The 13,469-nt window shown below is 48.3% G+C and carries 13 protein-coding genes and 2 pseudogenes; all 15 read left to right on the forward strand.

Translation table 11 applies throughout. The features are described 5' to 3' along the window. The first annotated feature begins 51 nt into the window (after window positions 1–51). The 15 genes and pseudogenes from rimP (at window position 52) to RB160_RS02025 (ending at window position 13,393) form a co-directional block, all read left to right on the forward strand. On the forward strand, window positions 52–522 hold the full coding sequence (gene rimP, locus RB160_RS01960) for a ribosome maturation factor RimP (RefSeq protein WP_316568522.1): 471 nt from the start codon (window positions 52–54) through the stop codon (window positions 520–522). 105 nt (window positions 523–627) lie between these two features. Further along, the gene (gene nusA / locus RB160_RS01965) at window positions 628–1,761 is read left to right on the forward strand and encodes a transcription termination factor NusA (protein WP_316568523.1); all 1,134 of its coding nucleotides are present in this window, start codon (window positions 628–630) and stop codon (window positions 1,759–1,761) included. An 18-nt stretch (window positions 1,762–1,779) separates the two neighbouring features. Next, window positions 1,780–2,061 (forward strand): RNase P modulator RnpM, encoded by a 282-nt coding sequence (gene rnpM / locus RB160_RS01970; RefSeq protein WP_316568524.1) that lies wholly within the window; start codon window positions 1,780–1,782, stop codon window positions 2,059–2,061. Further along, window positions 2,061–2,363, forward strand: coding sequence for a YlxQ family RNA-binding protein (locus RB160_RS01975; RefSeq protein WP_316568525.1), 303 nt, complete (start codon window positions 2,061–2,063; stop codon window positions 2,361–2,363). Before rnpM ends, RB160_RS01975 begins: the two co-directional genes overlap by 1 nt. 19 nt (window positions 2,364–2,382) lie before the next feature. Then, a pseudogene (locus tag RB160_RS01980) lies at window positions 2,383–2,472 on the forward strand (translation initiation factor IF-2 N-terminal domain-containing protein); the annotation flags it as partial. A gap of 22 nt (window positions 2,473–2,494) precedes the next feature. Then, a complete protein-coding gene (locus RB160_RS24105; RefSeq protein WP_483870174.1) occupies window positions 2,495–3,721 on the forward strand; it encodes a hypothetical protein in 1,227 nt (408 codons plus the stop codon). Continuing rightward, window positions 3,652–5,490: pseudogene (gene infB, locus RB160_RS01985) on the forward strand (translation initiation factor IF-2); the annotation flags it as partial. The gene RB160_RS24105 and the pseudogene infB, both read left to right, overlap by 70 nt. Beyond that, the gene (locus tag RB160_RS01990) at window positions 5,490–5,768 is read left to right on the forward strand and encodes a DUF503 domain-containing protein (RefSeq protein WP_316569045.1); all 279 of its coding nucleotides are present in this window, start codon (window positions 5,490–5,492) and stop codon (window positions 5,766–5,768) included. The pseudogene infB and the gene RB160_RS01990, both read left to right, overlap by 1 nt. Window positions 5,769–5,785: 17 nt before the next feature. Next, complete coding sequence (rbfA, locus tag RB160_RS01995; protein WP_316568526.1) at window positions 5,786–6,157, forward strand: 30S ribosome-binding factor RbfA; 372 nt, start codon at window positions 5,786–5,788, stop codon at window positions 6,155–6,157. Window positions 6,158–6,226: 69 nt separating this feature from the next. Then, window positions 6,227–7,150, forward strand: a complete 924-nt coding sequence (gene truB / locus RB160_RS02000) for a tRNA pseudouridine(55) synthase TruB (protein WP_316568527.1) — start codon at window positions 6,227–6,229, stop codon at window positions 7,148–7,150. 69 nt (window positions 7,151–7,219) lie between these two features. Beyond that, entirely contained in the window at window positions 7,220–8,170 is a 951-nt protein-coding gene (gene ribF, locus RB160_RS02005) for a bifunctional riboflavin kinase/FAD synthetase (protein WP_316568528.1), read from the forward strand. Window positions 8,171–8,316: 146 nt separating this feature from the next. Then, entirely contained in the window at window positions 8,317–8,586 is a 270-nt protein-coding gene (gene rpsO / locus RB160_RS02010; RefSeq protein ID WP_053366210.1) for a 30S ribosomal protein S15, read from the forward strand. 179 nt (window positions 8,587–8,765) lie between these two features. Then, entirely contained in the window at window positions 8,766–10,886 is a 2,121-nt protein-coding gene (gene pnp, locus RB160_RS02015; RefSeq protein WP_316568529.1) for a polyribonucleotide nucleotidyltransferase, read from the forward strand. A 195-nt stretch (window positions 10,887–11,081) separates the two neighbouring features. Further along, window positions 11,082–12,056: a polysaccharide deacetylase family protein gene (locus RB160_RS02020; RefSeq protein WP_396954659.1), complete on the forward strand. Its 975-nt coding sequence runs from the start codon at window positions 11,082–11,084 to the stop codon at window positions 12,054–12,056. 98 nt (window positions 12,057–12,154) lie between these two features. Beyond that, window positions 12,155–13,393: a M16 family metallopeptidase gene (locus RB160_RS02025; RefSeq protein WP_316568531.1), complete on the forward strand. Its 1,239-nt coding sequence runs from the start codon at window positions 12,155–12,157 to the stop codon at window positions 13,391–13,393. Window positions 13,394–13,469: the final 76 nt, after the last annotated feature.

Here is a 13,469-nt window from a genome sequence, read left to right on the forward strand (position 1 = left end):
TCACCGCAAAAAGCGCACAATATGGGCGAGAAGCTGTAAAGGAGGTTAGCGATGAGCAAGGTAACTGAAGTGGTGGAAGAATTGGCCACTCCGATTGTAAATGATCTGGGCCTTGAACTGGTCGATGTCGAATACGTTAAAGAAGGCCGGGATTGGTTTTTACGGCTTTACATTGATAAGGAAAATGGCGTCGATATCGAGGAATGCGGCACGGTAAGCGAACGGTTAAGCGAAAAGCTTGATGAACTCGATCCGATTCCGCACAATTACTTCCTGGAGGTATCCTCCCCCGGTGCGGAAAGGCCGCTGAAAAAGGAAAAGGATTTCATCAATTCGATCGGCAAAAATGTTTTTATCAAAACCTATGAGCCAATCGACGGAGAAAAGTCGTTTGAGGGCACTCTTCTCGAATATGACGGACAAACGGTCAAACTTGAAATCAAAGTGAAAACACGCAAAAAAACAGTTGAAATTCCATTTGAGAAAGTGGCGAGCGCTAGGCTGGCGGTAACGTTCGGCTGATTGGACAGCCATAAAGCAACAGGTTGGGCGGATGGCCTAAAGTGTAGGCATCCCGCCCAACGGTTTGCCATGTCATTAAAAAAGGCTAAAGGGGGATAAGGACTCATGAGCAGCGAACTTTTGGATGCTCTAACTATTCTGGAAAGAGACAAGGGAATTTCCAGGGATGTATTAATAGAAGCGATTGAAGCGGCCCTTGTTTCGGCATATCGCCGCAACTTCAACCAGGCGCAAAATGTAAGGATCGATATTAACATGGAGAACGGGCTAATGCGCGTGTTCGCCAGGAAGGAAGTTGTTGACGAAGTTTTTGATCCGCGTTTGGAAATTTCAATCGACGAGGCAAGGAAAATCAACCCGAACTACCAGGTCGAAGATATCGTTGAAATGGAAGTCACTCCAAAGGACTTTGGCAGGATCGCCGCCCAGACCGCAAAACAGGTAGTAACCCAGCGTGTCCGTGAAGCTGAACGCGGAATCATCTATTCGGAGTTCATCGATCGCGAAGAAGACATCATGACCGGGATTGTCCAGCGGATCGATTCCAAATTCATTTATGTCAGCCTTGGAAAAATTGAGGCGCTGCTTCCAGTCAATGAGCAGATGCCAAATGAACATTACAAGCCACACGACAGGATTAAAGTTTTTCTTACAAAAGTCGAGAAAACAACAAAGGGGCCGCAGATATTTGTTTCAAGAACCCATCCCGGCCTTCTAAAAAGGCTATTTGAAATCGAAGTTCCAGAAATTTATGATGGGACCGTTGAAATTAAGTCTGTCGCGCGCGAAGCAGGTGACAGGTCGAAAATCTCCGTCCATTCCGAAAACCCGGAAGTAGATCCTGTCGGCTCATGCGTGGGCCCTAAAGGAACACGCGTACAGGCAGTTGTGAATGAGCTGAAGGGAGAAAAAATCGACATTGTTAAATGGTCGGATGACCCAGTGGTGTTCGTTGCAAACGCGCTGAGCCCGTCCAAAGTCCTGGATGTCATTGTCAATGAGGCCGATAAAGCGACAACGGTGATTGTTCCAGACTATCAATTATCCCTGGCCATCGGCAAAAGAGGCCAGAACGCCCGCCTAGCAGCAAAACTTACCGGGTGGAAGATTGATATTAAGGCAGAAACCGAAGCTCGTGAATTGGGCATCTTCCCACGTGAGGAAACAATCAGGCTCTTTGACGAAGAGGAAGAGTTTTACGAGGAAGACGATTATGACTTTGAGGAAGAAACGGATTAAAGAGCGGAGGGAAATGGCGTGAACAAAATGAAAAAGGTTCCGATGCGCAAATGTGTCGCAACAGGGGAAATGAGGCCCAAAAAAGAACTTGTTCGCATCGTTCGCTCTAAAGAAGGAGAGGTTTCAATCGATTTGACGGGTAAGAAGTCAGGCCGTGGCGCGTACCTTACTCTGGATCGTGAAGCCGTCCTGTTGGCAAAGAAGAAGAACGTACTATCAAACCATTTGCAAACTGACATAGATCCTGCGATATATGACGAGCTCCTTGAGCTCATGGAAAAGGAGAAACGGCAATCCTGATGAAATCGAATCAATGGATGTCATTGCTTGGCTTGGCAAATCGGGCAAGAAAAGTCATTTCGGGAGAAGAGCTTTCCCTAAAGGAAATTAGGAACGGAAAAGCAAAGCTGGTCCTATTATCCGCGGATGCATCTGCCAATACGGCTAAAAAAATCACTGATAAGTGCAATTCCTATCGTGTCCCATGCAAGACTGTAGACAACCGGTTCGACCTCGGTTCTGCAATTGGAAAAGATACGCGTGTAGTTGTGGCTGTACTGGACGATGGTTTTGCCGCGAAATTGATGACACTGCTCGATTAATACTAGCGGGGGTGAAAGAATGAGTAAGACACGTGTATATGAATACGCAAAAAAATACAATGTTTCAAGTAAGGATATAATCGCGAAATTGAAAGATATGAATGTTGAAGTCTCTAATCATATGGCGACCATTGAAAAAGATGCTTTCAATAAATTGGAAGCCATCTACAATAAAAAGGATGCCAAGGAGCAGCAGCAACGGCCACAGGGCGACCAATCCGGCCGCCAACAGCAAGGAAGCCGGGACAACCGGCCACAGGGAAATCAGCAGGCGCGTCCACAAGGAAACAGGGAAGGCCGCCCACAAGGAAACCAAGAAGGCCGTCCACAGGGCAGCCAGCAATCCCGTCCTCAAGGCGGCCAGGGAACACGCCCTCAGGGGAACCGCGAAGGCCGTCCACAAGGGAGCCAAGGTCAGCGTCCACAAGGAAACCGCGAAGGCCGTCCACAGGGCAGCCAGCAATCCCGTCCTCAAGGCGGCCAGGGAACACGCCCTCAGGGGAACCGTGATGGCAGACCACAAGGAAGCCAGGGAACACGCCCTCAGGGGAACCGTGATGGCAGACCACAAGGAAGCCAGGGAACACGCCCTCAGGGGAACCGTGATGGCAGACCACAAGGAAGCCAGGGAACACGCCCTCAGGGGAACCGTGATGGCAGACCACAAGGAAGCCAGGGAACACGCCCTCAGGGGAACCGTGATGGCAGACCACAAGGAAGCCAGGGAACACGCCCTCAGGGGAACCGTGATGGCAGACCACAAGGAAGCCAGGGAACACGCCCTCAGGGGAACCGTGATGGCAGACCACAAGGAAGCCAGGGAACACGCCCTCAGGGGAACCGTGATGGCAGACCACAAGGAAGCCAGGGAACACGCCCTCAGGGGAACCGTGATGGCAGACCACAAGGAAGCCAGGGAACACGCCCTCAGGGGAACCGTGATGGCAGACCACAAGGAAGCCAGGGAACACGCCCTCAGGGGAACCGTGATGGCAGACCACAAGGAAGCCAGGGAACACGCCCTCAGGGGAACCGTGATGGCAGACCACAAGGAAGCCAGGGAACACGCCCTCAGGGGAACCGTGATGGCCGTCCGCAAGGCAGCCAATCAACCCGTCCGCAGGGTGGACAGCAAGGCCGTCCACAGCAGGCGGGATCAGGCAGCCAGCAAAGGCCTACTGGAAAGCCAGCAGGCCAAAAGCCGGGCGAAAGTAAAAAAACGGAAAATGATTTCAGGTCAAAAGAAAATAAAGCGTTCAATAAAGGGAAACCTTCTAATAGGCCTAACCATAACCAAGGCCAAAACAGGAATAAGCCTGGCAAGAAGCCTCAACAGCAACAGCAGGCTCCAGTTGTGAAAAAAGAAAGGGAGCTTCCTGAAAAGATTACTTTCACGGAATCCCTGACGGTTGCGGAACTCGCAAAAAAGCTATATAGAGAGCCGTCCGAGATTATCAAGAAATTGTTCCTTCTCGGTGTAATGGCGACGATCAACCAGGAGCTTGACAAAGACGCGATTGAACTGATTGCAAGCGAGTACGGAGTCGAAGTGGAAGAAGAAATCAAAATCGACACAACCGATCTTGAGGTTTATTTCACGGAAGATGAATCCGGCGATCTTGAAGAACGTCCGTCTGTTGTTACCATCATGGGCCACGTCGACCACGGAAAGACTACCTTACTTGATTCAATCCGCAATACGAAGGTAACTGCTGGCGAGGCTGGCGGAATTACTCAGCATATCGGCGCATACCAGGTAGAAGAAAACGGCAAAAGGATCACTTTCCTTGATACCCCTGGACACGCTGCTTTCACCACTATGCGTGCGCGTGGCGCGAAAATCACGGATATCACCATCCTTGTTGTCGCAGCCGACGATGGCGTAATGCCGCAGACTGTCGAGGCAATCAACCATGCGAAGGCAGCGGAAGTTCCGATTATTGTCGCAATCAACAAAATGGATAAACCGACCGCCAATCCTGACAGGGTCATGCAGGAATTGACGGAGCACGGGCTTGTACCGGAAGCATGGGGCGGAGATACGATTTTTGTTCCCCTTTCAGCGAAGACCGGGGAGGGTATCGATAATCTCCTTGAAATGATCCTTCTCGTAGGTGAAGTGGAAGAATATAAAGCGAATCCGAACCGAAAAGCAGTAGGAACTGTCATCGAGGCCCAGCTTGATAAAGGCCGAGGCTCCGTTGCGACATTGCTTGTACAGAACGGAACGCTAAAAGTCGGCGACCCGATTGTTGTCGGAGATACGTTCGGACGCGTACGCGCTATGGTAAATGACAAAGGGCGCCGTGTTAAAGAAGCCGGCCCATCCACCCCGGTTGAAATCACAGGCCTGAGTGATGTGCCACAAGCTGGGGACCGTTTTGTTGTCTTTGAAGATGAGAAAACTGCAAGGCAGGTCGGGGAATCGCGTGCCTCACAGGCATTGGTTGCATCCCGAGGTGAAAAATCCCGTGTAAGCCTGGATAACCTGTTTGAACAGTTAAAACTAGGGGAAATGAAAGACTTAAACATCATTATAAAAGCTGATGCTCAAGGTTCTGCCGAAGCAATGGCTGGATCACTTATGAAAATTGAAGTTCCTGGAATCAATATCCGAATCATCCATACTGGAGTCGGTGCTATTAATGAATCTGACATCACCCTAGCGGCTGCTTCAAATGCTATCGTCATTGGATTTAATGTCCGTCCTGATGCGAATGCTAAACGTGCGGCAGAGGCTGAAAAAGTGGATATGCGCCTGCACAGGATTATTTACAAAGTAATTGAAGAGATTGAAGCAGCCATGAAGGGTATGCTTGATCCTGAATTCCAGGAGAAAGTTATCGGGCAGGCTGAAGTGCGCCAGACATTCAAAGTATCCAAAATTGGGACAATTGCCGGTTCATATGTAACAGATGGCAAGATTACCCGAGATAGCGGTGTCCGTGTCATTCGTGACGGCATCGTCATTTTTGAAGGAACAATTGACGCTTTGAAGCGTTTCAAGGACGATGCGAAAGAAGTCGCACAAGGTTATGAATGTGGAATCACAATCAAGAACTACAATGACGTCAAAGAAGGAGATGTCATTGAAGCGTTTATCATGGAGGAAGTGGAAAGGAAATGATTGTAGGCATTGCCAGATGCGAGTGCATGATTTATGATGCCGGTTCCCTTAAAGAGAAACGTGCGGTCCTCCAGAGGATTCTTACCCGCATCAGGCAAAAATACAATGTTTCCGTCTCGGAAGTGGACTATCAGGATGCATGGCAAAGGACCGCGATAGCAGTCGCTGCCATCGCCTCCTCAAAGGTCCCGGCTGAAAGGGAAATCCAGAATGCTATCAAGCTGATTGATTCCTTTCCAGAAATAGAGAGAACCCTCACCGATATAGAGTGGCTTTAAAATAAGAGGTGACTGACATGAGCCATAGAGCAAACCGTGTTGGAGAACAAATGAAAAAAGAGCTGAGCGAAATCATCGGCCGGAAAATCAAGGATCCGCGAATTGGATTCGTAACCGTGACAGATGTGCATGTAACGGGCGACCTTCAGCAGGCAACGGTATACATTTCTGTTCTCGGTGATGAGGAACAACGGGAAAATACGTTGAAGGGGCTAGCCAAGGCAAAAGGATTCATCCGTTCCGAAATCGGCAACCGAATCCGCCTGAGGAAAACCCCGGAAATCGTATTTGAATTCGATGAGTCGATTGACTATGGGAACAGGATTGAAACACTACTCACGAAAATCCACAATGAAGAAAAGCAAAGTGGCCAAACCGATGAGGAGTAGGCACGATGGGTAGACGTATGTCTATCCATCTTTTTTCTGACTGAAGATAAACTGAAGGGAGCAGTGGCGATGGAAGGGATTATACCGCTTTTTAAACCTGCCGGGCTAACTTCTCATGACTGCGTATTTAAGCTGAGAAAAATTTTAAAAACAAAAAAGGTCGGACACACAGGCACACTCGACCCTGACGTTACAGGAGTTTTGCCGATTTGCGTAGGAAGGGCGACCAAGGTTGCCGAATACATAACAGATGCGGGAAAAGCGTATGAGGGCGAAGTGACACTTGGCGTTTCAACAGAAACGGAAGATGCGTCGGGAGCCATCGTCGAGGAAATTCAAGTTGGCCGTGCGATTTCGAGGGAGGAAATTCTCTCGGTCCTCGAATCATTGACAGGGGAAATCGTCCAGGTGCCGCCGATGTATTCGGCGGTTAAGGTAAACGGGAAAAGATTATATGAATACGCGCGGAATGGCCAGGAAATTGAAAGGCCTGCCAGGAAGGTAAAGATATACTCACTTGAATTATTGGACAGCCGGACAGAATTCGCCGGTGAGAAAATCAGCTTTCGATTTAGGGCTGAATGCAGCAAGGGAACCTACATCAGAACCCTTGCCGTCATGATTGGCGAGCGCCTCGGCTATCCAGCCCATATGTCCTCGCTTGTCAGGACCCGTTCCGCATCCTTTTCGCTTGAAGATTGCCTTACTTTTTCCGACATTGCGGAAATGATGGAGAAGGGGGAAATCGATAAAGCTCTCCGGCCGCTTGAAAGCGCGCTTTCTCATTTGCCGAAATACAGGATAAGTGATACATTAGCAGAGAAAGTGAAGAACGGTATACGCCTGCCAATCCCTGAGCAAATCATGGATGTGGACGGCCCTATCGTTATGGAAAGCCGGGACGGCAAGGCTCTGGCCATTTACAGCCGCCATCCCGACAAACCCGGGATCATGAAGCCAGTTAAAGTGCTTCGAAATGACAGGGAACTTTAAAGAGTATGCTTCAACGGCTTCATTGAAAGTCCTGCGAAGATGCAGCTTTACGAGAAAGGTGAACCAATAGTGGAAGTAATAAATCTCGGATTCCCCCATAAGCTGGACCGGCATGCGGTACCTATGGCCGCTGTTGCGCTTGGGTATTTCGATGGTGTCCATCGCGGGCACCAACGCGTCATCGCTTATGCTAGGGAGTATGCAGTACAAAAGGGGATAAAAACGGCTGTGATGACTTTCCATCCCCACCCGAAGGCTGTGCTTGGAAAGGTCGGGCAGGATATCGAACATATCACCCCCCTTAATGAAAAAATTCGTCGTATCGGAGACCAGGGTGTGGATATTTTATACATCGTGGACTTCACGCCTGAATTTGCCAACCTCACTCCGCAGGAATTTGTGGACCAATATATCATCGGACTGAATATTGTCCATGTTTCAGCCGGCTTTGATTACACGTACGGACGGATGGGAAAAGGGACGATGGAAACACTGCCCTTCCATTCAAGAGGGGAATTTACGCACACAACCGTCGGGAAGCTAAGTGATGGAGGAGAGAAAATCGGCTCTACCCGCATCAGGAAGCTGCTTTCCGAAGGGCGGACGGATGAAGCCGCCGATCTGCTCGGAAGGAATTACACGACACCAGGTGTGGTCATCCATGGAGACAAGCGGGGAAGGACAATAGGGTTTCCGACTGCCAATGTCCAGACGGAAAAAGGCTATATCATTCCTCCTCCGGGTGTATACGCGGTCCGAATCAATATTGGCGGGGAATGGCACTTTGGTGTTTGCAATAGCGGGTTCAAGCCGACATTCAATAAAGATATGGAAGGCAAGCCTTCCGTGGAAGTCCATATATTCAATTTTTCAGAAGTTGTCTATGGTAAAACTGTGATTGTGGAGTGGCACAAGTATCTCCGGAAAGAACAAAAGTTTTCAGGCATCGAAGCCCTCGTGGCCCAAATTTCGAAAGACAAGCAGAATGCAATGGATTATTTCGGCATTAAAGACGAATAAATCCTTTCCATTCAAGGTTCATGCTTGCTTTTTGGGCCAAAACGTTGTATTCTTATAAACGTATTAAAAAGAACCTTTGCTTGGCAAGTCGAAATCACCGACGCTTGCTCAGTAAACGGGGATTGAAATTTTAGGAGGTGAACAGGATGGCAATCACGCAAGAACGCAAAAACGAGCTGATTAATGAGTTCAAAACTCATGAAAACGATACTGGATCCGCAGAGGTCCAAATCGCTGTCCTTACAGAATCGATTAACAATCTGAACGATCATTTGCGCACTCACAAGAAAGACCACCATTCACGCCGCGGTCTTTTGAAAATGGTTGGTAAGCGCCGTAACCTTTTGACTTACCTTCGCAACAAGGACGTTCAACGCTACCGTGAGTTAATCAATAAGCTTGGCTTACGTCGATAGTCAAAAGAAGCGGGAATTTTCCCGCTTTTTTGTTAGGTAAAAATAGAGTGGCAATATTCATACATATTTTAAGCCAGCTGAAATTTGAGCATACTAACATTGATTTGTTATTAAATAAATGTAATAGTGCTGATGGCATATTCAAAAGCGAATGAGCCGGAAAGAGGGGTAATAACTATATGGAATCACCGAAACAAGAGTTTTCCATTGACTGGGCAGGAAGAAAGCTAACTGTTGAGGTTGGCCAGCTTGCAAAGCAGGCGAATGGCGCCGCCCTTGTCCGTTATGGAGATACAGCCGTCCTAAGCACGGCAACAGCTTCAAAGGAACCAAAAAACTTAGACTTTTTCCCGCTTACAGTAAACTACGAGGAGCGCCTTTACGCGGTTGGAAAAATCCCTGGCGGATTTATCAAACGCGAAGGTCGTCCAAGTGAAAAGGCTATTCTCGCCAGCCGTCTGATTGACCGCCCGATCCGCCCTTTGTTTGCAGAGGGCTTCAGGAATGATGTCCAGGTTATTAGCATTGTCATGAGTGTAGACCAGGATTGCCCATCCGATATGGCCGCGATGTTTGGTTCATCCCTCGCTTTGTGCGTTTCAGACATTCCGTTTGAAGGCCCAATCGCAGGGGTTATCGTGGGCCGGGTAGATGGCAAGTTTGTCATCAACCCAACGGTTGAGCAAGGCGAAAAGAGTGATATTCATTTAGCTGTAGCCGGAACAAGGGATGCAATCAACATGGTCGAAGCAGGCGCCTTGGAGGTTCCGGAGGAAGTCATGCTTGAGGCCATTATGTTCGGCCATGAAGAAATCAAGCGCCTTATAGAATTCCAGGATGAGATCGTAAAGGCGGTCGGCAAGGAAAAACGCGAAATTTCCCTGTATCAGGTTGACCAGGACTTGAAAGCTGAAGTTCTTGAACTATGTGAAAAAGATATGCTAAGTGCGATCCAGGTCCAGGAAAAGCATGCACGTGAAGCGGCCATCAAAGAAGTGAAGGACCAGGTTCTTGCGAAATATGTAGAGCAGGAAGCAACGGACGAAGACATCAAGCAGGTAAAGCAAATCCTGGACAAGCTCGTCAAGGATGAAGTGCGCCGCTTGATTACTGAAGAAAAGGTACGTCCGGACGGCCGCGGCGTGGATGAGATCCGCCCGTTGTCTTCCCAGGTTGGCATTTTGCCGCGTACCCATGGCTCTGGTCTGTTTACCCGCGGACAAACCCAGGCTCTTAGCGTTTGTACGCTTGGTGCGATGGGAGATGTCCAGATTCTTGATGGTCTCGGCCTTGAAGAAGAAAAACGGTTCATGCACCATTACAACTTCCCTCTCTTCTCAGTTGGGGAAACCGGGCCAATCAGAGGCCCTGGCCGAAGGGAAATTGGCCATGGTGCTTTAGGCGAAAGAGCGCTTGAGCCTGTCATTCCATCTGAAAAGGATTTCCCATACACGATCCGACTCGTATCCGAGGTATTAGAATCGAATGGTTCGACATCGCAGGCGAGCATCTGCGCAAGCACACTGGCGATGATGGATGCAGGTGTGCCAATTAAGGCACCAGTTGCGGGGATTGCAATGGGCCTTGTAAAATCAGGTGAAAATTATACAGTTTTGACCGATATCCAGGGAATGGAAGACCACCTTGGCGATATGGACTTTAAGGTTGCCGGCACGTCAAAAGGGGTTACGGCTCTTCAAATGGACATCAAGATCGAAGGCCTTTCTCGCGAAATTCTCCAGGAAGCTTTGGAACAGGCGCAAAAAGGAAGGATGCAGATCCTAGAATCGATGCTTGCGACCATTTCCGAGCCAAGGGAGCAGCTGTCGCCGTATGCGCCTAAGATTTTGACAATGACCATCAATCCGGACAAAATCAGGGATGTCATTGGGCCTAGCGGCAAGCAGATCAATAAAATCATTGAAGAAACTGGCGTAAAAATCGACATTGAGCAGGACGGAACTGTATTCATTGCTTCCACTAATGAAGAAATGAACCAGAAAGCGAAGAAAATCATTGAAGATATCGTCCGTGAAGTAGTGGTCGGGGAATATTATCTCGGAAAAGTGAAGCGGATTGAGAAGTTTGGCTGCTTCGTTGAAATATTTGCCGGCAAAGACGGCCTTGTCCACATTTCCGAGCTTGCTGAAGAAAGGATCGGAAAAGTCGAGGACGTCGTCAAAATTGGCGATGAGATGCTAGTGAAGGTAACTGAAATCGACCGCCAGGGCAGGGTGAACCTATCAAGGAAAGCCGTCCTGAAAGAACAGCGTGAAAAAGCGGATCAACAAAATAAGTAATGCATCCTGATTATTCCGCGGCTGGGTTGATTGCCTTAAATATGGATGGGAAAACGAAGCCAGGGGACATCCCTGGCTTTTCTCATTTAAAATAATACCGGCTGCCAGTTTTCCCTCCCGATAACCCCATCGACATGCTGATGCCTCGCCGTGGGGAGGCTTGTTCTATCAAATGCTTCGCCAACATACTTTTGTATGGAGGAGGGAGCAAAAATGGCAAAACGGTTAGGATTATTTCTTGTGGCATGTTTTCTTTCATTATCATTTGTTAACAGCCCTTTGGTCGGGACATACATACAATCGCTTAAAACCGGTGCACAGGCCGTTTCAAAGCAGAGTGATCCTTTGTATGAGAGAATTTTAGCAGAGGCTAAGAATAAAGGAATCCAGCCTGAAGATGCCCGGATCGATAAAGTTTGGAAAGCGATGCCGGGGTATAATGGGCTGGAGGTCGACATTCCCGCTTCGTACCGGAAAATGAAGGCTTTGGGGAAATACGACCCCAAGAAGCTCGTTTATAAGGAAGTCAAGCCAAAGGTCCATCTTGGCCAATTGCCGCCTGCCCCGACTTTCAGGGGAAGCCCGTCAAAGCCGATGGTTTCGTTTGCTGTCAATGTCGCTTGGGGGAACGAGTACCTGCCTGATATGCTGGCCGTCATGAAGAGGCACAATGTGTCCGCCAGTTTTTTTCTTGAAGGAAATTGGGTAAAAAAGAATCCAGAGCTGGCGAAAATGATTGCCTCCGCCGGGCATGAAATCGGCAACCATTCTTATTCGCACGCGGATATGAAACGAATATCCAGAGAGAAGGCTCTCGACGAGCTAGCGAGAACGAATGAGGTCATAGAAGCGACAACCGGCAGCAAATGTAGATGGTTCGCCCCGCCAGCAGGCAGTATGGGTCCCGAAACAGCCGTGATTGCCGCAGAAGCGGGGATGCGGACCATTATGTGGACGGTCGATACGATCGATTGGCAGAAGCCGAAACCGGAAACAATCATTAACAGGGTTTCATCGAAAGTTTCAAACGGCTCGATCATCCTTATGCATCCAACTGAACCGACGGCACTCGCACTCGAACGTCTAATTTTATCAATAAAAGGAAAAAAACTGAAAATCGGCACAGTTTCCGATATGCTATCGGAAAGCAGGGTAGAAGTATTAGAATAGCTTGCGAAATCGCCGTTAAAATTTGGAGAATTCGCCCCAAACATGTAAAATGATTTCAGAGCTAGCCGCAGCAGTTGTCCAAGAACAGGAGGAATTCGATGATTAAGAAATATACTTGTCAAAATGGTGTACGGGTTGTGCTGGAAACGATTCCAACGGTCAGGTCCGTTGCCATCGGAGTCTGGATCGGCACAGGCTCCAGAAATGAAATGCCTGAGAACAACGGAATTTCACACTTTTTGGAGCACATGTTCTTCAAAGGGACAAAAACGCGTACAGCCCGGGAAATCGCAGAATCATTCGACAGCATCGGCGGCCAGGTAAATGCCTTTACTTCGAAAGAATACACCTGCTATTATGCAAAAGTGCTTGATGCGCATGCCGATTTCGCGCTTGAAATCCTTTCTGATATGTTTTTCAATTCAACGTTTGACAGTGAAGAGCTCAAGAAAGAAAAGAATGTAGTATTGGAAGAAATCAAAATGTACGATGACACGCCGGATGACATCGTCCATGACCTTTTAAGCAAGGCGGTCTATGAAAACCATCCGCTCGGCTATCCAATCCTTGGAACGGAATCGACGCTTGAAACCTTTACAGGTGAAAAGCTTAAGGAATATATACACAACTATTATACACCCGATAATGTCGTCATCTCGATCGCCGGGAATATTTCTGACACATTTATATCGAAGGTGGAAAAACATTTCGGCTCGTACGAAGGCGGCAATCCTACGATCCGCGAAAACAAACCAGATTTTCATGCAAACAGGCTTTCCAGGAAAAAAGAAACGGAACAAGCCCACCTTTGCATCGGCTTTGAAGGGCTGAAAGTTGGCCATGATGATATTTACAGCCTTATTGTGTTAAACAATGTCCTTGGCGGAAGCATGAGCAGCCGACTATTCCAGGATGTCCGTGAACAGCGCGGCCTTGCGTATTCGGTCTTTTCATATCATTCAGCCTATCAGGACAGCGGGATTGTCACGATTTATGGCGGAACTGGAGCCAACCAGCTCAATTTGCTGTATGAAACAATCCAGGAGACGCTCGATACGCTGAAGCGTGACGGAATTACCGAAAAAGAGCTGACAAACAGCAAAGAACAGCTCAAGGGAAGCCTGATGTTAAGCCTTGAGAGCACGAATAGCAGGATGAGCCGGAACGGGAAAAACGAATTGCTGTTAAAACATCACCGTTCATTGGATGAAATCGTTGAGCTGATCGACAATGTATCGAAACAGGGCGTGGACCGTCTAGCAAACTCGATTTTCACAAACCACTTCTCAATCGCTTTGATCAGCCCGGACGGGGAACTTCCAGCTAAATTGAAATAATTGATTTTTTACGGCCATTGCTCATGCAATGGCTTTTTGTATTGTGGGGAGTTGGACAGAGAATGCAAAAATTCGG

It is taken from the genome of Neobacillus sp. YIM B06451 (assembly GCF_032667185.1).
Classification (GTDB): Bacteria; Bacillota; Bacilli; order Bacillales; family Cytobacillaceae; genus Bacillus_D.